The organism is Corynebacterium sp. HMSC04H06, assembly GCF_001815935.1.
Lineage (GTDB): Bacteria > Actinomycetota > Actinomycetes > Mycobacteriales > Mycobacteriaceae > Corynebacterium.
Map to the genome: position 1 here is coordinate 73694 of NZ_KV823418.1, position 19228 is coordinate 92921.

The 19228-nt window shown below is 65.7% G+C and carries 18 protein-coding genes and 1 pseudogene; 8 read left to right on the top strand and 11 right to left on the bottom strand.

Annotation, left to right across the window (positions count from 1 at the left end):
* Nucleotides 1-2259 carry an ATP-dependent RNA helicase gene (locus tag HMPREF3067_RS04685; RefSeq protein ID WP_070768567.1) on the top strand — a complete coding sequence of 753 codons (2259 nt, stop codon included), beginning with the start codon at nt 1-3 and terminating at the stop codon, nt 2257-2259.
* Here the strand turns inward: HMPREF3067_RS04685 and HMPREF3067_RS04690 are convergent.
* A complete protein-coding gene (locus tag HMPREF3067_RS04690) occupies nt 2256-3026 on the bottom strand; it encodes a TSUP family transporter (protein WP_070768568.1) in 771 nt (256 codons plus the stop codon). The genes HMPREF3067_RS04685 and HMPREF3067_RS04690 overlap by 4 nt on opposite strands.
* A 57-nt stretch (nt 3027-3083) precedes the next feature.
* On the opposite strand from HMPREF3067_RS04690, the gene HMPREF3067_RS04695 reads away from it, so the two are divergent.
* On the top strand, nt 3084-4139 hold the full coding sequence (locus tag HMPREF3067_RS04695) for an AbrB family transcriptional regulator (protein ID WP_070768569.1): 1056 nt from the start codon (nt 3084-3086) through the stop codon (nt 4137-4139).
* Nucleotides 4140-4142: 3 nt separating this feature from the next.
* On the opposite strand, the gene HMPREF3067_RS04700 is transcribed toward HMPREF3067_RS04695, so the two are convergent.
* Entirely contained in the window at nt 4143-5804 is a 1662-nt protein-coding gene (locus HMPREF3067_RS04700) for a DUF885 domain-containing protein (protein ID WP_070768570.1), read from the bottom strand.
* A gap of 280 nt (nt 5805-6084) precedes the next feature.
* Between HMPREF3067_RS04700 and HMPREF3067_RS04705 the strand changes: the two genes are divergently transcribed.
* Both HMPREF3067_RS04705 and HMPREF3067_RS04710 read left to right on the top strand, forming a co-directional pair.
* Complete coding sequence (locus tag HMPREF3067_RS04705) at nt 6085-7242, top strand: HNH endonuclease signature motif containing protein (RefSeq protein ID WP_070768571.1); 1158 nt, start codon at nt 6085-6087, stop codon at nt 7240-7242.
* A 123-nt stretch (nt 7243-7365) separates the two neighbouring features.
* A complete protein-coding gene (locus HMPREF3067_RS04710) occupies nt 7366-8454 on the top strand; it encodes an ROK family transcriptional regulator (protein WP_070768572.1) in 1089 nt (362 codons plus the stop codon).
* Here HMPREF3067_RS04710 and HMPREF3067_RS04715 read toward each other — a convergent pair.
* From HMPREF3067_RS04715 to amn, 6 genes are all read right to left on the bottom strand, one after another.
* On the bottom strand, nt 8444-9043 hold the full coding sequence (locus tag HMPREF3067_RS04715) for an HAD family hydrolase (RefSeq protein WP_070768573.1): 600 nt from the start codon (nt 9041-9043) through the stop codon (nt 8444-8446). The genes HMPREF3067_RS04710 and HMPREF3067_RS04715 overlap by 11 nt on opposite strands.
* Nucleotides 9036-9389, bottom strand: a complete 354-nt coding sequence (locus HMPREF3067_RS04720) for a hypothetical protein (protein WP_070768574.1) — start codon at nt 9387-9389, stop codon at nt 9036-9038. The genes HMPREF3067_RS04715 and HMPREF3067_RS04720 overlap by 8 nt, the downstream gene beginning before the upstream one ends.
* An 81-nt stretch (nt 9390-9470) precedes the next feature.
* On the bottom strand, nt 9471-9956 hold the full coding sequence (locus HMPREF3067_RS04725) for a ferritin (protein WP_070768575.1): 486 nt from the start codon (nt 9954-9956) through the stop codon (nt 9471-9473).
* Nucleotides 9957-10071: 115 nt separating this feature from the next.
* On the bottom strand, nt 10072-11538 hold the full coding sequence (locus HMPREF3067_RS04730) for a SulP family inorganic anion transporter (RefSeq protein WP_083319136.1): 1467 nt from the start codon (nt 11536-11538) through the stop codon (nt 10072-10074).
* 7 nt (nt 11539-11545) lie between these two features.
* Entirely contained in the window at nt 11546-12097 is a 552-nt protein-coding gene (locus tag HMPREF3067_RS04735; RefSeq protein ID WP_070768576.1) for a phosphoribosyltransferase, read from the bottom strand.
* A gap of 71 nt (nt 12098-12168) precedes the next feature.
* Nucleotides 12169-13566 (bottom strand): AMP nucleosidase, encoded by a 1398-nt coding sequence (gene amn / locus HMPREF3067_RS04740; RefSeq protein ID WP_070768577.1) that lies wholly within the window; start codon nt 13564-13566, stop codon nt 12169-12171.
* A gap of 272 nt (nt 13567-13838) precedes the next feature.
* Here amn and HMPREF3067_RS04745 point away from each other — a divergent pair, with 272 nt between their 5' ends.
* Nucleotides 13839-14873, top strand: a complete 1035-nt coding sequence (locus HMPREF3067_RS04745) for an esterase/lipase family protein (protein WP_070768590.1) — start codon at nt 13839-13841, stop codon at nt 14871-14873.
* Here HMPREF3067_RS04745 and HMPREF3067_RS04750 read toward each other — a convergent pair.
* Nucleotides 14870-15151, bottom strand: a complete 282-nt coding sequence (locus HMPREF3067_RS04750; protein WP_070768578.1) for a biotin synthase auxiliary protein BsaP — start codon at nt 15149-15151, stop codon at nt 14870-14872. The two genes, HMPREF3067_RS04745 and HMPREF3067_RS04750, sit on opposite strands and share 4 nt — an antisense overlap.
* Nucleotides 15152-16132 carry a biotin synthase BioB gene (gene bioB, locus HMPREF3067_RS04755; RefSeq protein WP_070768579.1) on the bottom strand — a complete coding sequence of 327 codons (981 nt, stop codon included), beginning with the start codon at nt 16130-16132 and terminating at the stop codon, nt 15152-15154. It abuts the gene before it with no gap.
* A 95-nt stretch (nt 16133-16227) separates the two neighbouring features.
* Between bioB and HMPREF3067_RS04760 the strand changes: the two genes are divergently transcribed.
* Both HMPREF3067_RS04760 and HMPREF3067_RS04765 read left to right on the top strand, forming a co-directional pair.
* Nucleotides 16228-17547: a M20/M25/M40 family metallo-hydrolase gene (locus HMPREF3067_RS04760; protein WP_070768580.1), complete on the top strand. Its 1320-nt coding sequence runs from the start codon at nt 16228-16230 to the stop codon at nt 17545-17547.
* A 54-nt stretch (nt 17548-17601) separates the two neighbouring features.
* Nucleotides 17602-18096 (top strand): hypothetical protein, encoded by a 495-nt coding sequence (locus tag HMPREF3067_RS04765; protein WP_070768581.1) that lies wholly within the window; start codon nt 17602-17604, stop codon nt 18094-18096.
* Here HMPREF3067_RS04765 and HMPREF3067_RS04770 read toward each other — a convergent pair.
* The gene (locus HMPREF3067_RS04770; RefSeq protein ID WP_070768591.1) at nt 18093-18416 is read right to left on the bottom strand and encodes a CHY zinc finger protein; all 324 of its coding nucleotides are present in this window, start codon (nt 18414-18416) and stop codon (nt 18093-18095) included. The two genes, HMPREF3067_RS04765 and HMPREF3067_RS04770, sit on opposite strands and share 4 nt — an antisense overlap.
* Nucleotides 18417-18825: 409 nt before the next feature.
* Between HMPREF3067_RS04770 and HMPREF3067_RS10955 the strand changes: the two are divergent.
* Nucleotides 18826-19101: pseudogene (locus tag HMPREF3067_RS10955) on the top strand (transposase); the annotation flags it as partial.
* Nucleotides 19102-19228: the final 127 nt, after the last annotated feature.

A 19228-nucleotide genomic window follows, 5' to 3' on the forward strand; every position in this document is an offset into this window, starting at 1 on the left:
ATGTTCGACATCGCACGGATCGGCCGCGACCTGCCCGTGGCCGGGGTCATTGACCGCCTGCCCACGCTTGTCGATGCCACCGGGCGCCTAGTCGTCCAAGCCCCGCCCGGCACCGGTAAGACCACCCTGGTCCCGCCCGCCCTGGCCAACCACTGCGGGGGCAAGGTCATCGTCACCGCGCCCCGCCGCGTGGCCGTGCGCGCCGCCGCCCGCCGGCTGCGCCACCTCTCCGGAGCCCCGAAAGCCGTCGGCTTCAGCGTCAAGGGCGAGCACCAGCCCGGCACCCACGTCGAGTTCGTGACTCCGGGCGTACTCCTCCAGCGGCTGCTGCGGGATCCGGATCTGGAGGGCGTATCCGCCGTCGCCATCGACGAGGTCCACGAACGCCAGCTGGATACCGACCTCATTCTGGGCATGTGCCTGGAGCTCGCCGAGCTGCGCGACGACTTCCGGCTGGTGGCCATGTCCGCCACCCTGGAGCGCAACAAACTCACCGAATTCTTAGGAGCCGAAACGCTCAGCACCCCGGCGGTGACCTACCCGCTGGATATCTCCTATCGCCCGCACCCCGGCCGCAGCAGCTGTTCCCGGGAATTCCTGGACCACCTGGCCCAGCTGGCACAGGAGCAGGTGTCCGCCACCGGGCACTCCGCCCTGGTCTTCGTGCCTGGCGTGCGCGAGGTAGAACACGTCGTCGGCCGCCTGCCCGGCAGCTTCCCCCTGCACGGTCGGCTGGATGCCCGGCAGCAGGACGCGGCCCTACAGCCCTCGTCCACCCCGCGGATCGTGGTCTCGACCTCCCTGGCCGAGTCCTCCCTGACCGTGCCGGGGGTGCACACTGTCATCGACTCTGGCCTGTCCCGCGTACCCCGGCTGGATGCCAGCCGCGGCATGACGGGGTTGGTCACTATCAGCTCGGCCAAGTCCACCGCGGACCAGCGCGCCGGCCGCGCCGGCCGTGAGGGCCCGGGCACCGTGGTGCGCGCCTATTCCGCCGCCGACTACGAGCACGCGGCCGAGGCCATCACCCCGGAGATCCTCACCACGGATCTGACCCAGGCCGCGCTGCAGCTGGCCGCCTGGGGCGACTGCCCGCTGCTCGATAGCCCCCAGCCGCAGCACCTGGCCCGCGCCCGAGAACACCTGGAATCCCTCGGCGCCCTGCGGGCCGGCCACCTGACCCAGCTGGGCAAACGCTTGGTCCGCCTGCCGCTGGACCCGCGCCTGGGCCGCGCCCTTATCGAATGCGGGCCGTCCGCCGCGGCCACCGTCGCCGTGCTGTCCGACGATCCCCGCGGCGACATCGCCCGCCAGCGCGCGCCGAAGTCCGAATCCCAGCGCCTGACCAAGCTGGTGAGCACTGGTAGCGGTGTCAGCGATCCCGGCGCCATCACCGGGCTGGCCTTCCCCCGCTGGATCGCCCGCCGCGTGAAAGGCGACACCTACCTGCTGGCCTCCGGCACGCGGGCCCGCCTGCCCCACGACCTCGGCCTCGACGGCTCCGAGTGGCTGGCCACCGCGGTCGTGACCCGCTCCGCCGAGGGCGGCACCATCCGCGCCGCCGCCCGCCTCAGCGAAGAGGACGCACTGGATACCATCGGCGTGAGCGAAGAGCTGGAAACCGACTTCGTCAAGGGCAGGCTGCGGGCCCGTCAGATCCGCCGGGCCGGGCAGATCGAGCTAAGCTCCACCCCGACCCAGCCCAGCCCGAAGGCCGCGGCCGCGGCCCTCGCCCGCCTGCTCGAACGGACTGGGCTGGAAATTTTCCACTTCTCCGACAAGGCGCAGCGCCTCTTCGACCGCCTGGCCTTCCTCCACGCCCACCTCGGCGATCCCTGGCCGGATCCACAAAAGGCCGACCCTCAGTACTGGCTGGGCCCGGAGCTCGGCGACATCGTCCGCGGCAAGCCCCCGCGCGAGGTCGACATGTACCCGGCGCTCCAGCGCCTGCTGCCGTGGCCCAACGACATCGACGCCGCCGCGCCCGAACGCCTCACGGTCCCCTCGGGCAAGCACCCGCGCATCGACTACGCGGGCGGCCGCCCCATCGTGCGCGTCAAGCTCCAGGAGTGCTTCGGGCTGCATTCCTCCCCCGAGGTCGCCGGCATGCCTGTCCAGTTCCACCTGCTCTCCCCCGCCGGCCGCCCGCTCGCGGTCACCGATGACCTGGCCAGCTTCTGGTCCGGCCCCTACCAGCAGGTGCGCGCCGAGATGCGCGGGCGCTACCCCAAACACGCCTGGCCGGAAGACCCGGCCTAACCCCACTGCTGCCACGCGAGGTAGCAGCTCATGACTACCACGAGGGTCAGCAGCGCGTAGCGAATCAGCTTCGTGCCCCCGCCCAGCACCGTGCGCGCGCCCAGCTGCGCGCCGACGATATTGGCCACCGCCAGGACGATGCCGAGCGTCCACCACACGTGCCCGCCGACGATGAAGACCACCAGCGCGCCTAGGTTCGTCGCGGTATTAACCACCTTCGACATCGCCGCCGATCGCAGGAAGTTCTGGGAGAAGATGGCGGTAAAAGCCATGATCAAAAACATGCCGGTGCCTGGCCCGAAGATGCCGTCGTAGAACGCCACCGCGGCCGTTGCTACCAGCGCCGCCCAGGTACGCCAGCCGGAGTGGATCCCCTCGCTGTCGCCGCCGCCGAAGCTCGGCTTGAAGGCGATGAACGAGCCCACGGCGAGCAGCAGAACAATGATCAGTGGGCGCATGACGTCCTCGTCGAGCAACGAGGCCATCAGCGCGCCCACGCCCGAAGCCACCGCCGCCAGCACCGCCATCGGCACCAGTTCCCGCGCCGGAGGCCGCACCTTGCGCACCAGCGTCACCGCCGCCGATGCCGTGCCCGAGACCGCCGCCACCTTATTCGTCGCCAGCGCCGTGGCCGGGGCCACGCCGGGAACCAGTGCCAGGATCAGGGGGATGAGCACCAGCCCACCGCCGCCGATGACCGCGTCGATCCAGCCGGCCACGCCGGCCCCAGCGACCAGCAGTGCCCAGGTTCCCACGCCTATTTCCATGGCAACAGTATAAGGCCAATAGTATAAAGGGGGTCGAATTCACAAGGAGGTCCCCGAATGCCGTTGGCAGTGCGCTGGATGATTGTCGCGCCCGCCTCCGTGGGCCTTGGCTGGCTTTTTGACCGCTGGAACGTGCCGGCGGCCTGGATCGTGGCCGCCATCGTGGTCTCCGCCGGCATGGCGCTGGTGACCCGCAAAGAGCTGCCCGTCAACCGCCACGTCTACGCGCTCAGCCGCGGGTTCATCGGCATCCTGGCCGCGATCCCCCTGACCACGGTGCCACTGTCGCGCATCGTCGGCTTCCTGCCCGCGGGCGTCGTGGTCTCCCTGGTGACGGTGCTAGTCGGCGTCGGCGGCGGGCTCCTCCTCCACCGCGCCCAGCCGAAGGCCGTCAGCCGGGACACTGGCATCCTGTCCATGCTGCCCGGCGGGGCGTCCATGATACCGGTGCTCGCCGACGACCTCGGCGCGGACTACCGCTACGTGGCGCTGACCCAGTACCTGCGCCTGCTGACCGTGTCCATGACCCTGCCGGTCGTCGTCGGCTTCCTTTCCACCCCGGCCGACTCCCATCCGGTCGACACCCCGCAGCCAGACCAGCACTGGTGGATGATCCTGCTCGTGTTGGCCATCGCCTTCGCCGGCGAGCCCCTCGGCAAGGCCCTCCGCCTGCCCGCCCCAAGCGTGATGGGACCGCTCCTGCTGACGGTGTTGGCCTCGTTGTTCCTGCCCGGTGAGCTCACCCTCCAGCCCATCGAGCCCTTCCGAATCTTGGCGTTCATGTCCATCGGCTGGGTCTGCGGCGGCGGACTGTCGTGGCCCGCCCTGCAGCGGTTCGCGGCGCAGCTGCCCGCCACCGTGACCTATATCGTCGTGGTCATCGCCCTGTGTGCGGCCACCGCCTGGCCGCTGACCTGGACGCTAGACATCACCTATTTCGAGGCCTATTTGGCAACCAGCCCCGGCGCGCTCGAGACCGTCCTGGCGCTGTCCTCCGAGGGCGGGGCCGGGCCAGCCGTGGTGGCCATCCAGCTCATCCGGCTCATCATCGTGCTGGTGATTGCCGGCTACCTGCCCCAGCTCATCCGCCTCTTCACGCGGAAAAAGCAGTAGCCTCTAGTCGAGGATGGTCTCGCGCAGGATAGACATCGGCACCGAGCCCAACGCCAGCGCCTCCGCGTGGAACTCGCGCTCACTCATGCCCTGCGCGACTGCCTCGTCGCGGGTCTGGCGCCACAGGCGCGCACCCAGCGCGTACGACGGCGCCTGGCCGGCCCAGCCTAGGTAGCGGTTGACCTCGAAGGAGAGGTTCGCCGAGTCCATCGCGGTGTTTTCCCGCATAAAGGTGTGCACGTGGGACTTGTCCCAGACGCCGGAGCCATCCGGCATCTTCTTGCCAAGGTGCAGGCCGATGTCCGCGACCACGCGGGCGGCCCGCAGGCGCTTAGCATCCAAAAGGCCCATCCGGTAGCCGGGATCATCCATGTAACCGAGCTCCGCCATGAGCTCCTCGGCGTAGAGGGCCCAGCCCTCGCCGTGGCCGGAGTTCCAGCACACGCTGCGACGCCACAGGTTCAGATCCGGCTCGACCAGGGCCTGACCGATCTGCAGGTGGTGGCCCGGCACGCCCTCGTGGTGGACCGTGGTCAGCTCCTGCCAGGTGTGGAAAACGTCCTGGCCGGCCGGCACCGACCACCACATCCGGCCGGGACGGGAGAAGTCATCCGCCGGCTGGGTGTAGAAGATGCCGCCGGTGCCCGCCGGATCGATGCAGCACTCAATCTCGCGCACCTGCTCCGGCACGTCGAAGTACTTGCCGTCCAGCTCCTCGATGGCCCGGTCGGCCGTGGAGTGCATCCACTCCACCAGCGCGTCCTTGCCGCGCAGGAGGTAGCGCTCTTCCTGGTTGAGCTTGCGCATCGCCGTGCGCACGGTGCATTCGTTGCCGTAGAGGCTGTGGGCGATCTTTTCCTGCTCGGCGTTGATCTCGTGCAGCTGCTCCAGGCCCCAGCGATAGGCCTCGTCCACGTCCACGACGTCGCCCACGAACAGGTGGGAGAACAGCTCGTAGCGCTCGCGGCCGAACGCGTCCGAGGTCGGCGCCTGCGGCTGCAGGTCCGTCGACAGCCAGGCAGAGAATTCTTCGAAAGCCTGCTTGGCGTGCTCCACCTCGACGGAGTCCTCGGCCAGGCCGAGCTCGTCGAGCATCGAGTCGCTATCCGTCAGCGTATTGCACTGGCCGATGACCTCATTGATCTGGCGGTTGGCCGCCACCAAGCCGTGCGATGCCGCCTCCGTCAGCGAGTCCCGATAGCCCGCCAGCGCGCTGCCCACCTTGGACAGGCGGGAGCGGATGGCATCCAAGTCCTCCTCGGTCTCCTGCGGCATGAGCAGGAGGGTGTCCCGGATGGTCTGGACCGGCGAGGCGATATTGTTGAGCAGCCGCAGGTCCTCCATGCGGTGGTGCATGTCCAGCTCCAGGCAGAGCCGGTCGCGCAGCACGGCTGCGGTCACGTAGTCGACGTCGTCGAAGTCGTCCTCGTCGTCCGACTCGTCCGTCGAGTCATCCAGGGCGTCGAGATCCGCAATCATCTCGCGAGTACGGTCCGCCACGGCTTCGTAGTATTCGGGCGAGAAGTCCTGCAACTCACCCTCGTAGCCCGCAACGCCCCACGCCGTCGCATCGGTAGGGGTCAGGGCTGCCAAATCAGCTGCGAAATTATCGCACGAAGCGTCCAGAAGGGAAGGCTGGCGCTCGGCGTTATGCTCGGAACTCATGATTGGGAAGTCTAGCCACTTTCCCTACTTCACCGCCACCTGGCGCGGCGCAGTGAGAACGCTGAATGCTTCCTACCCCGCCAAAGCCGCCCGTACCTGGTCTTTTCCAGCCGCCAGCAGGAAGATAACACTTAAGCATCAGATCTCGGGCCATTCCCCTTCGAAAATTCCAACATAGTTTCGAAACAGTTTGTTGTGGAGGTTGCGGTGCGGGTTTGAGAAGGTATTATGGGAGTTGGGTTAGAACATAGTTACGACATAATCATTCGGGGAGAATGTCATGGACCCTTATTACACCGTCAATACGCCGAACTGCCCAATCGCCCACGACGCCACCCAGATCCGCCGCGTTGACTACCACCTGTGGCAACGCCTCCGCCCGCCCATTAACGAGGATTGCGAGACCACCGTCGGCAACCTCGCCGCGCGCAGCGGCCTTTCTTATACCGCCTGCCTCAACCGCTGCTTAGCCCTCGAACGCCTCGAGACCCTGCCCCAGCTCAAAGAAACCGTGGAAAGACTCCAGCACATCGGTTTCAATTACCTCACCCTGATCGACCAGGTCTTAAATAACCTGGGCGAGCCCACCCAGGACGTTCTAGAACGCATAGATACTGAATTAAACAAATACCTCAGCCCTACCCGCCCAGGCCAGCGCCTGCCCTCCTACGCCAACCTGCGCCGCAAGCTCAACAGCCTGGTGGCCACAGAACAGCCCGAAGACACGCCGAAAGAATCGGCCGATACCTCCGGCCCAGACGGCGGCAACTATTCCTGCGAGTCCCAGTCAGGATCCCGCGCCGGCATCTACGCCGACTACGACCCCGCGACAACCGCCCAACTAGACGACGCCATTTCCCGCACTGCCAAAGAACGCGGCATCAGCCCGGCCGCCGCGCTCGCCGGCCTCATCCTCGGGGAATACTCCTCCCCGCAGGTGGTCCTCAACCTCTACCAGGCCAGCGACGTCCCCAATGCCCCCATCTTCGTCGCCGGATTCGGCTGGATTAGCCACGACAGCGGGCAGAAGCTGGCGGACGCAGCAACCACCGTCCGCTACATGTCGGACATCGCGGAAAAGCGCAGCCGCAACTACGCGACGCCGAACGACATCAAGGCCTTCGTCAATGGCCGCGACGGCACGTGCCGCTACCCCGGCTGCACGGTCAAGGCGGAACGCTGCCAGAAGGACCACTGCGTCGACTTCGAAGACGGCGGCCCGACGGCCGCGTACAACCTCGTCAACCTGTGCCAGCACCACCACAACATCAAGACCGACGGTCGCGCGACCTACGTCATCGACCCGCACACCTCGGACGTCATCTGGTTGTTCAACGACGGCACCTGGCAGACCACGAGCCCAGAGGGCCCGATATCCCCGCGCTCCTGCAATTGGTTGCGAACGGTAGAGCAGGTCATGGCCGGGCGGAGGGGCTGATGTCGAAAAATCTGACATTTCCGCACTAAAGCACCACATTTGCTAGACCATGCAGTCTAATTTCGACCACCGGTCAACGTATAGAATTAGACAATGCAGTCTGTTCTCTTTATACTAAGTTGCATGATCAAGCCAGGACCGGCCTTCACTCGCCCACGCACGCCCGCCGCCAAGTGCCTCCACCTGGTGCGCCTCAATCCGATCGTCACTCGGAGCGAGCTAGTGGAAGCGACCGGCCTGTCCCAGCCCACCATCACGCGCGCGACCACGGCGCTGTTGCAGGCCGGGCTCATCCAAGAGCGCACCGACCTGACCCGTACGAAGGGCCGCGGGCGCCCGACGGTGCCGCTGGAGTTAGCGGAGAACAACTGGCTGCTGGCTGGCATCGCCATCGGCACCTCCTCGACCTATATCGGCCTCTACGACACCAAGGGCCGCACCATTCGGGAGGATGACATCACGACCCCGGTGGCGTCGCTGAGCGAGGCGGATTTCATCGAGCACATCATGGCCGGAATCAACCGCTTGACCGCAGGCCTGGACCAGGCGCTGGTCTCCGTCGGCGTGACCACCTCCGGCCAGGTCGACGAGGAAGGCCTGGTCTACGCCCCGAACCTGGGGTGGAACGGCGTCGACATCGCCGAGCGCCTGCGCTTCCAGTTCAGCGTGCCGGTCGTGGTCACCGCAGCCATCCCCGCGATCCTGGGCTCCGAGACCCAGGCCGCGGACATAGCCTCCGAGGACAAGGTCCTGGTGCTCTTCGCGGACGACTCCATCGGCGCGGCCCTGTCCAACGACGACGGGATCCAGCAGCTGACCCCGCTGACCGATCCGCAGGGCCGCCCCGCACAGGAATCCCTCTCGACGGCGGCGGTGCTCAAGAAGGCGGCGGAGCAGGGCGTTACGGTCGACAGCATTGCCGATGCCCCGCGCTCCATCCTCGATGAGCGCGCGCACGATCTCGGCGTGGTCGCCGCCCGGCTGGTGCGCGAGCACCACCCGAACACCGTGGTGGTGGCCGGTTCCGCCTTCGTGGATGATCCGCAGGCCCCGCGCCACTTCGCCAGCGCCGTACGGGAAGAGGCCCCCGATGCCGAGGTCCAGCTGCGCATGATCCCCACCCACCGCGAGATCGTCCGCGCGGTCGCGCGCGCCGTCGCCCTGGACCCGCTGCTGCGCGTGCCGCTCGAGCTGCGCAAGGTCAGGGTGTAGAAAGCACCTTCCGCACGCTATCGATGCCGTCGAAGCGCTCGGCCCGCAACCCCGCCTCACGGGCCCCGCACACGAAGTCGTCGCGGTCGTCGAAGAAGAGGGTGTCCTTGAGAGTGCCGCCAAGGGCGTCGACGGCGACGAGGTAGGCCTGCTCCTCCGGCTTGGCCACCCCGATATCACAGGACAAGGTGACGGCGGCGAAATCCTCTAGCCAGGGGTGCTCGCGCCGCACGACGGCGGCGAGCCCGGTCGGGATATTGGAAAGGGTGCCGACGGGGTGGCCGGCATCGATAAGCGACTGCACGAAGCCGACCATCTCCGTGTCCGCCTCGAGGCAGCCCGCGATGTCCGCGGCCACGGCCTGGCTGGTGTCGATGTCGCCTAGGCCGCTGCGGCGGGCGAGCGTGGTCCACCAGCGCTCGTCGGAGACTAGCCCGGCGTCGTAGGGTGGGCGCAGCTCCTCGTAGGTGTCCCAGAAACGGGCGCTATCCTGCACGCCGAGCGTCTCCTCGAGGAGGAGGCGGTCCGCGGCCGAGGGCAGCCGCATGAGCACGCCGTACAGATCGAAGAGCAGCTTGGTTTTAGCCATGCGTTATCACCCGGGGCTTGAGCAGGCACAGGCCGGCGATGCCGCAGGTCGCGCCGCCGATGAGCATCGGCAGGCCCGTGCCCGAGGGGTTCACGAAGAACAGGGCGATGGCTGCCAGGAGCAGGACGCCGCCGACGCCGAAGAAGGCCTTGACGAGCCCGCTGGCGTGCAGGAAGCGCACGCCGGCGAGCATGGCCATGCCGGCGAACGGGCTCAGCATGAGCGCGGCCGAGGAGAAGAAGATCCCCCACGCGATGTCTACCGCCGTCAGTGCCAGTCCCCCGACCAAAGCGAAAACCATCAGCCCGAGGGCGATGGCGGCGGTAGTTTTCTGCTTTGCGGTCATAAAATACGATTGTCCCACCGGAGAAGCCTCCAGTGGGACAAAATTGATTATTTTAACCAGACCGTTATTTGGTCTAGTGCTTTATTCGGCAGAGCCCAGGTTTGCGTCGATGCGCAGCAGGCCGGAGCCGTCGTTGCCAACCAGCTTGACCTGGTCGATGATCTCGGAGACCGTGTCTTCTTCCTCGATCTGCTCCTCCAGGAACCAGTTGACCAGGCTACGGGAATCCAGATCCTTGACCTCGTCCGCGATGCGGGCGATCTCACGGATCTCGGCGGAGACCTTCTGCTCGTGCTTGAAGGCGGCCTCGAAGGCGTCCAGCGGGGTGGCAGCCTTCAGGGACGGGATAGCGATATCGGTCAGCTCGACGCGGTAGCCGCGGGCCAGCAGGTGGTCGGCGAACTTCTGAGCGTGGGTGCGCTCCTCGTCGGCGTGACCCAGGAACCAGTCGCGCATGCCCGGGAACGACAGGTTGTCCATCTCATAGGCCAGCTGGGTGTAGATGAGCGCCGCCTGGTGCTCGGAATTAACCTGGTTGTTCATTGCGGTTTGCAGTTTCTCGTCCATGACCTGGACCTTTCTGTCGGATCGGCAATTAACTACCGATAAGTATACGCGTTTAAAAAACCATTTCCAGGCAGGAAATCCTTACCAATTTAAGGTTATGTTTACGTAACCCGCGTTATGTTTCGTTGAATTTCTCTATCCGGCGCTGACTTTCGCCATCCAGTCCCTTAAATTCTACCTCGATTCCGCGGGAGGCGTACTTGCTGCGCACGGCATCGACGGCCGCGATGGTGGAGGTATCCCACAGGGTCGCGGCCGAAAAATCGATGGAGACCTTGTCCGTGCCCGGCGAGTAATCGAAGGAATAGACCAAGTCATTCGAGGAAGCGAAGAAGAGCTGGCCGGACACCGCGTACGCGCCCGGCCCGGTCTGCTCGACGGTCACCACGTGCGAGACCCGCTGGGCGAAGCTGACCGTCGCCGCCAGCACGCCCAGCACCACGCCGACCGCTAGGTTGGAGGTAATCAGGGTCCCGGCCATGGTGATGCCCATGACGAGGGTCTCGGACCAGGGCATCGCCCGCAGCGTGCGCGGCCGCAGGGAATGCCAGTCGACGGTGGTCGCCGCCACGATGATCATCACCGCCACTAGGCCCGCCATGGGGATGCGCCCGACGGTCTGGCCCAACACCAGGATGAGGATGAGCAGGAAGACCCCGGCCATGAGCGTGGACAGCCGCGTCCGCGCGCGGGCGCCGCGGACGTTGATCATCGTCTGCCCGATCATCGCGCACACGCCCATGCCGCCGATGAGCGCGGAGAGGATATTGCCTATCCCCTGGCCGTAGGATTCGCGGGTCTTGTCCGAGTGGGTATCCGTGATGCCATCGACCAGCTTGGCCGTCAGCAGCGACTCCATCAGGCCCACCAGGGCAACGCCCAGGGCGTAAGGGCCGATAACCTGCAGGGTCTCCCAACTCAGCGGCACGTCCGGGATGAACAGGCCCGGCAGCGAATCCGGCAGTTCTCCCTGGTCGGCCACGTCGGGGACCTCCCAGCCGGAGATCATGACCAGGGCGGTGAGCACCACGATGGTAATCAGCGGCGCCGGGATGGCCGGCAGCAGGCGCGGGGCGGCGAGCATGAGCACCAGGCCTAGCCCCACCAGCGGGTAGACCAGCCAGGGCACGTCCCGCAGGTGCGGCAGCTGCGCGGTGAACATCATGATGCCCAGGGAGTTGACGAACCCGGTCATGACGCTGCGCGGGATAAACCGCATGAGCTTGGCGATGCCGACCGCCGCCAGCACCAGCTGCAGCACCCCGGCCAGCAAGATGGTCGCGACCACGTAGTCGAGCCCGTGGCTGGCCGTAAGCGGGGCGATAACCAGCGCCACCGCGCCGGCCGCCGCCGAGACCATCGCGGGACGTCCGCCAGTAAAGGCGATAGAAATTGCCATCACCACGGAGGCGAAAAGGCCCACCCGCGGGTCCAGGCCCGCCAGGATGGAAAAGCTCAGCACCTCCGGGATGAGGGCGAGGGAAACCGCGAGGCCGCCGAGCACCTCGATGCGCAGCCGGCGGGCAGAGGAAAAGGCGTAGCGGAAGCTATCCGCTACGCCCAGGGAACCTGCGTCATTCACCGGAGTGTTAGGACCCTTCCTTGAACGAACCGTCCGCGGTGATGACCGGCAGGACCGACCAGCAGAAGTTGATCCACTTATCGGTATTGCGCCACACGTAGTCCGGGTGGAAGATGGTCACCGGCTTGGTGTAGATGACCGCCGAGCGCACGTCCACGTTCAGCTTCGGCTTTTCCGGATCCAGATCCTCGTGCTCGAGGATACGGCAGACCAGGTCGAGGGTCTTGCCGGAATCCGCAACGTCGTCGACCACCAGGACCTTCTTGCCGTCCATGTCGGAGGCGTCCAGGTACGGCGGGAGCAGTTCCGGCTCGGGCAGGGTCTTGCCGATATCGGTGTAGAACTCCACGTTGATGGACCCCATGGCCTTGACCCCAATGGCGTAGCCGATGGCCCCGGCCGGGATCAGGCCGCCGCGGGCTACGCCGATGATGAGATCCGGCATCCAGCCCGAGTCGATGATCTGCTGCGATAGGTTGCGGCTGGCCTCGCCAAACGTCTCCCAGGTGAGGTTCTCCCTCTCCGGTACCGCCCAGTCGGGGTTATGGGGATTAGTCACGTGGTTCTCCTATCACGGTTGCAGACTCTCGTATGGGGAAACTTTCCGTCTAGTCTATCGCCGGATAAGTGTTAACGGAAAGGCACTTCCCCCAACGCCCGCCGGAGCTTGCGCGTGTGAAGGCGGGACGGGTTTTCCGCCAGCTGCTCGACCGCGCGCACCGCGCACATGACGTGGGCCTGCTTGGAGTTCGAGTAGAAGGCCTGCGCCTGGGCCGGCAGCTTGGGCACCGCGTGCAGCGGCAGGTCGCTGACTGCCAGCAGGGTGCCGTAGGGCACGCGGTAGCGGTAACCGTTGGCGGCCAGCGTGCAGGACTCCATGTCCACGGCCACGGCTGCCGATGCCCGCAGCCACTCCCACAGCTGCCGGGTGGTGCGCCACTCCCAGTTTCGGTCGTTGGTGGACAAAACCGTGCCGGTGCGCATGATGGGGTTGTCCGCGCCGTAGATCTCGTCCACGCTCGCCTCCAGCATGCGCTGGATTTCCGGGATCGCGGGGATCGGGTTCGCCGGGGTGACCGGCTCGTCCAGGAGGCCGTCGTCGCGCTGGTAGGCGTTGCCCAGGATGAGATCGCCAATGCGCATGCGCCCGTCCAGACCTGCGCAGTGGCCGATCATGATCCAGGCCTCGGGACGCAGTACGGCCAGGCAGTCCGTGATGGTCTTCGCATTAGACGGGCCGACCCCGATGTTGATCATCGTGATGCCGTCGCCGGCGGCGGTAATAAGGTCGAAGCGGGGCATCTGGTAGCGCGAGGTCAGCGTCAGCTCGTCGACGTCCAAGTCCACCGCGTCGTTGGGATGGATGGTCTCGCCCGTGGGCAGGACCAGCGCGGTGTAGCGCGAGTCCTCGCTGGCGAGCTCGCGTAGCCCGAACTGTACGAACTCGGTGGTGTGCATGGCGTAGTTGGTGAACAGGATGTACTTCTGCACCGTGTCGACCTCGATACCGGTGTAGTGCTCGATCCGCTCGCAGGCGATGTCGAAGCGCTGCGGCCCGAAGTGGAACAGCGGCTTCTCCGCGCCGTGGAAGGCGTCCCAGTCGCCGTCGATGATGGCGTCGTTGACGTCGTCGAGCGTGGGGCGCGGGACGGTGGTCCCGCGGTCCTGCGAGGCCGGCGGGGCGCCGCGGATGTACTCGGGCGGGATGCGCACGTCCGAGTAACCGACGTAGATATCGCACGGGTAGTTGTCCACCAGGCGCTGCAGCTGGGTGGTCAGGTAGTCGCGCAACAGGTAAGGCTTGGAGATCACCGCGGAATAGTTGCCGGCCTCGTTGACGTAGCCGAAGGGTTGCGAGCGATCGATGGGGTGCCACTCGCGCACGGCGACGGTGATTTTGGGGTAACGGACCTGGTCGTAGTCCTCGAAGTCGTGGGAGCGCCGACAGGACTGCTCGTAGAGTTCGATGAGGCGCGTGACCGCCTCGTCCACCGTCTGCACCTGCACTGTCTCTACCTGATTCCGCATGCCGCCACACTACCGCGTAAACGAAGGCCCCGCCGGCTGCACGCTGGCGGGGCCTTCTCCCCATGACTAATCTAATCGGTGCTAAACAGAAGGAGTGGAGCGCAACTTCTGCAAAACAACCGCCCGTGATTAGGCAAGGCTTACTTTAAGGTACTTTGGAAAGAGCGTCAACCCTTCGGATGACATTTTTTTAAAAAAGTTTTTCCTAATTCGCCTCACCTGCTAGTTCGCTAGGCTGGAAGGCCCCGGATTGCATAAGGAGATGGTTGTACGTGGCCGCTGATGCACTACAGGAACTGCGCTCCACAATCGAAAAGCAGCTGCGCCGCTTTTGGTCGAACGATGCCCCGGCCAACCCCCGCTTCGGCGTCAAAAACACCGCCCCGCCCAACGCGCTGCGCGAGGAGGTCGCCGAGGAGATCGCCGAGATGCTGCGCAAAGACCCCACCAAGGAGGGCTATTTCGGCTCGCTGAGCGAGGATTCGCGCACTCGGATGGCCGTGTCCAACGAGGAGGTCGACTCGGCCGGCTCCAGCTCCACGGTGGACTCGCTCCCACTGGGCGCGCGGCTCAAGCCCCGCGGCATCTTCGAAGACGACTGGACCGCCCGTCCCAGCCCGGACCGCCCCTGGCCCATCATCTTGTTGCACGGCACGGCCGACTCCAAGGGCATCTGGCAGATTCTGGGCGGCGAGCTCCGCGAGGACGGCTGGGCCGTCTTCGCCCCGGACTACGGCACGCGGGCGACGGGCCTGCTGCCCGAGTCCGCCGTGCAGGTCGGCGCCTATATCGACGCGGTGCTGACCATGACGGGCGCGGAGAAGGTCATCATCGCGGGGCATTCGCAGGGCGGTCTGCTGGCCCGCTACTGGATGCGCGTGCTCGGCGGGGCCAGCAAGGTCCGCCACCTCATCTCGATCGGCGCGCCCAACCACGGCACCACCGAAGGCGGCATCATCAGCCCGCTGATGGCCAGCAAACGCAACGACTCCATCATGAAATCCATCATCCAGTCGTTCTTCGGCGACGCCGGCCAGCAGCAGATCGTCGGCAGCGAGATCTTGAGCGCCGTTAACGCCGGCGGCGACCTGGACGAGGGGGTGACCTACACGTGCATCGCCACGCGCCACGATGCCGTGGTGGTCCCGCCCGAGACCTGCTTTTTGTCCCCCAGCAAGGTCAAGGACGGCACGGTGCGCAACATCTACGTCCAGGACTTTGATTCTCGCGCGGTGGTGCTCCACCACGACCTGCCGGTGGACCGGCGGGTGCGCGCCATCGTGCGCACCATCGTCCGGCAGCTCTAGTCCGGCTCCCGGATGGTCTCGACGAAAAGCCAGCTCGAGTCCAGCTCCCCGTGGCGCGAGCACCGGGCGCGCCAGCCGTCGGGGCGGACCTGGACCACCATGCGCCGCCCGCACAGGCGGCAGTAGCGCGGCACGTCCAGGCCGGCCGCGGCCGCCGGGTGCAGGGTGGAGACCTCTTCGAGGGGCTGTCCGGTATTCGGGTGATAGACGGGCGGATCGCCGGCGAGGACGGACGCGGCGAGCGCGCAGTGATCAGTGCCCGCAGATTTCCCCGACATCTACAGCGCCTTGATGGGCAGGTCGATGCGCCCGAGCATGTCCACGTCCTTTTCGATCTGGCGGCCCAAGGTCGTCAGGTAGTTGCCCGCGATGATGGCGTTGATTCCGCCGAGCAGGCCCTTCTCCGTGCCGTCGTCACCCAGGGACAGCTCGCGGCCGCCAGCGAACCGGAGGGTGACAGCGGGCATCGCTAGCCGGAAGGCGGCGACGGCGCGCAGGCCCTCGCCCAGGGGAACCAGCGGACGATCCGCGAACGGGGTGCCCGGCCGCGGGTCAAGGAAGTTCATGGGCACCTCGCAGGGCTCGATCTCCGCCAGCTGGGCGGCGAACTCGGCGCGCTGCTCGAGGGACTCGCCCATGCCGATGATGCCGCCGCAGCAGACCTCCATGCCGACCTCGCGGACGAAATCGAGGGTCTGCCGGCGCTCTTCCCAGGTGTGGGTGGTGACCACCTGCGGGAAGAAGCTGCGCGCGGTCTCCAGGTTGTGGTTGTAGCGTTGCGCGCCCATGTCCTTCAGGCGCTGCGCCTGCTCGCGGGTCAGGGTGCCCAGGGAGCAGGAAATCTCAATGTCGACCTCCGCGTTGATGGCGGCGATGGCCTCCCCCACCTGGTCCAGGAGGTTATCGTCCGGGCCCTTGACCGCGGCGACGATGCAAAACTCGGTGGCGCCGGTCTTGGCGGTGTTCTTCGCGGCCTCCACCAGCTCGGCGATATCCAGGCGGGCGGCGCGCACCGGGGAGGCAAACAGGCCCGACTGGGAGCAGAAGTGGCAGTCTTCCGGACAGCCGCCCGTCTTGATGGAGATGATGCCTTCCACTGAAACGTCCGGGCCGCACCAACGCAGGCGAGTTTTATGCGCGATGTCGGCGATTTCTTCCAGCTGCTCGTCGGGGACGGAAAGGACCTGTAGGAGCTCTTCTTCGTTCAGGCCGATGCCCTGCTCTAAGGCCTTCTCACGGGCGATGTCAACAATACTCATACGGGTAGCGTAGCGAACAAAGTTGAACGGCGTTTAATTTTGCAACTTTAAGTTTATTTCTTTCGCGGGTGGACCGCGGCACTAGGCTGGGGTGCATGAGCGATAACACCAGCCTGTACGACGACACCCTGGAGCTACTCCAAGAGCTTATCCGCAACGCTTGCGTCAACGATCTCACCGATGATTCGGGCCACGAGGTCCGCAACGCCGACACGCTGGAGCGCTTCTTTGCCGACACGGACGTGCAGGTCCAGCGCTTTGAGCCCCACCCCGGGCGGGTCTCGGTGTTGTTTACGGTCCCGGGCGGCGACGGCGAACCGCTGACTCTGATGGGCCACACGGACGTCGTGCCCGTCGACCAAGACAAGTGGACCAAGCCGCCTTTCGATGCCGTCATCGAGGACGGCGTGCTCTACGGTCGCGGCGCCGTCGACATGCTCTTCATTACTGCCACCATGGCGGCCGTGACCCGCGAGGTGGCCCGCAGTGGGAAGCCAGCAGGCGATCTCACCTTCGCCGCCCTGGCGGACGAGGAAGCCCGCGGCGGCTGGGGCTCGCGCTGGCTGTATGCCCACCACCCGGACGCGATGAGCTGGGACAACTGCCTGTCGGAGACCGGCGGCAGCCACCTGCCGAACTCGCTGGCCTTCAACGTGGGCGAAAAAGGCGCGGGCCAGCGCCGCCTCCACGTGCACGGCGACGCCGGGCACGGCTCGACGCCCTTCGGCAAGGACTTCGCCATCGTGAAGATCGGCGAGGTCGCCCACCGTATCGCCGCCGCCGATGCCCCCGTGGCCACCAGCGAGACCTGGACCGGATTCGTCAAGGCTTTCCGCTTCGATCCCGTCACGGAGCAAACGCTCATCGGCGGCCAGGGCACCGCGGAAGATTACCGCGCCTTCGGCAACCTGGACGCCTACGCGCACGCCTTTTCGCACACCACCTTGTCCCAGACCGTCCTGCGGGCCGGCGGCGCTATCAACGTGCTGCCCTCCCACGCCTACCTAGAAATGGACATCCGCCCCTTCCCCGGCCAGACCCAGGAGGACCTGGACGAGTTCCTGCGCCAGGCGCTGGGCGATCTGGCCGATGAGGTCACCATCGAGCACCTAATTACCGAAGACGCCACGCAGTCGGGCACCGACACCGCGCTCTGGCAGGCCATCGAGTCCACCGCCCACGAGTTCTTCCCCGACCTGGACGTCACCCCGGTGCTGGCGACGGGCGGTTCGGATCTGCGCATCGCCCGGCGCGCCGGCGGCAATGGCTACGGCTTTGCCCTCCACGCGCGGGCCCGGGACATGGCCGAGGCCAATTCGCAGCTCCACAGCCACGACGAGGCGCTCCACTTGGAGGACCTCGATCTCACGGTGCAGGCCTACCGTAGCCTGGTGCGGCGCTTCCTGGGCGTCTAGAAAGTTTCCTGCGTACACTTTCCCGAACCGCGAACTCGTGCCAAGATGTATCCCATGAAGAAACGCCTCGCTGCTCTCGTGTTGACCGCTACTCTTGCCACCCCCGCCGTGGCTTCCGCCGATCCCGTCGACGACCTGCTGGCCAAGGTGCCCGCCGGCCAGATCTCTTGCGAAAAGGCCCGCAGCTACTGGACCAACCCCGGCGACTACCAGTCCAAGCGCAGCCAGGCGCTGTCCGTGGCCACCTTCCACCCGCGCGGCGGGGAGATCCGCTCCGCCATCGCCCGCATGGACGACGCGGTCAACCGCTGCAACCTGGGGCAGTCCGGCAACCAGCAGCAGCCCGCTCCACAAAACACCCACCAGAACCGCGCTCCGCAGAACACCCACCGCGCCCAGAACGTGATTGAGCTGGCGGTCGTCCCCGGCCAGCCGACCGTCGACGTGCCGTTCGCCGGCCAGACCTTCCGCATCCCGGATCTCGCCGCCCTGGCCCGCACCGCGCTAGCCCAGGTGCAGCAGCAGTTCGGCTCTCTGTCGTCCTTCTAGTCGACCAGACCCAGCTGGAAGTAGATCTCCTCGTGCGCGTGACACCCGGGATTAAACGGGTGCCCGCACGCCGGGCAGGCGGTGGCTAGCCGGTAACGCCTGTAATTCATCGTCTCCCCACAAACGCCGCACAAAACCGCGTCCGTGTGCTTATCCATCGCGCCGAAGGGGTGATCGGCGAGTTCCGCGTGGCAGATAGAGCACGCGTAGAACTGCCCGCACGTCGCACACTTGTTGGCCACCACGTCCACCGGCGTATGCCAGTGCGCGCAACGCCCCTGGGCGTCCACGTCGACGCCTAGAATCTCTTTCCCCAACATACTCATCCATTCTTCCCCAAGACGCTGCGCGATGTTTATCATTGCCGCTCACAGCCGTCGCACGAGGTCTAGCCCTTGCGAATGAAGGCGTCATCTAGGGCATACCCGCGTGGTGATTAACATCTCCTACCCTACCGGGTAATTGCACGCTCACCGATGCGGGTGTTGAGGCCATCTCCTCCGAAATGATTAGTAGACCGCTGGTATTTTCTGCTTGGCTAAAGGAACCCTACCTTTAGTGCCGATCGGCGGTAGCGAACTGAAAGACTACGTAATCGAGTAACTCCGGCGCGGACAGAACCATCTATGCCGGCACAGCTAAACAGTCTCGCTTTTCTGGGGCGCCTTCATGCACACCGGCACGAGGCTTCACCTGGGAAAGAGATACACCACTTCCCCGGACTTGACCATCTATACGATGAATTCGATTGAATCATTCAACAATGAACTGCGTAAAGCTACCCGCAACAGAGTGCAGTTCACCAACGATGAATCAGCGCTCAAGACGCTGTGGTTGATGATCTGCAATATTGAAGACAAACGAGCTGCCAAGAGGGCGAAGCAGGGCAAACGAGTCTCAGCGACAGCCGGCAGACTCATGGAATAAGCCCGAGTTTCCGGCTGGAAACAAGCCATTAACCAAATGGCCGTGGCCTACCCTGACCGCTTCGACAAATACCTATAAACTAACCCCACACACAAAAAATCAGACACTCTCCAGTACAGCTACATGAGATCGGGGATCTGGTGCACAGGGGAAAGCCCCACCGGGAAGAACTGGAGGAAAACCGGCGGGGCTGGCTTGGGGGTGG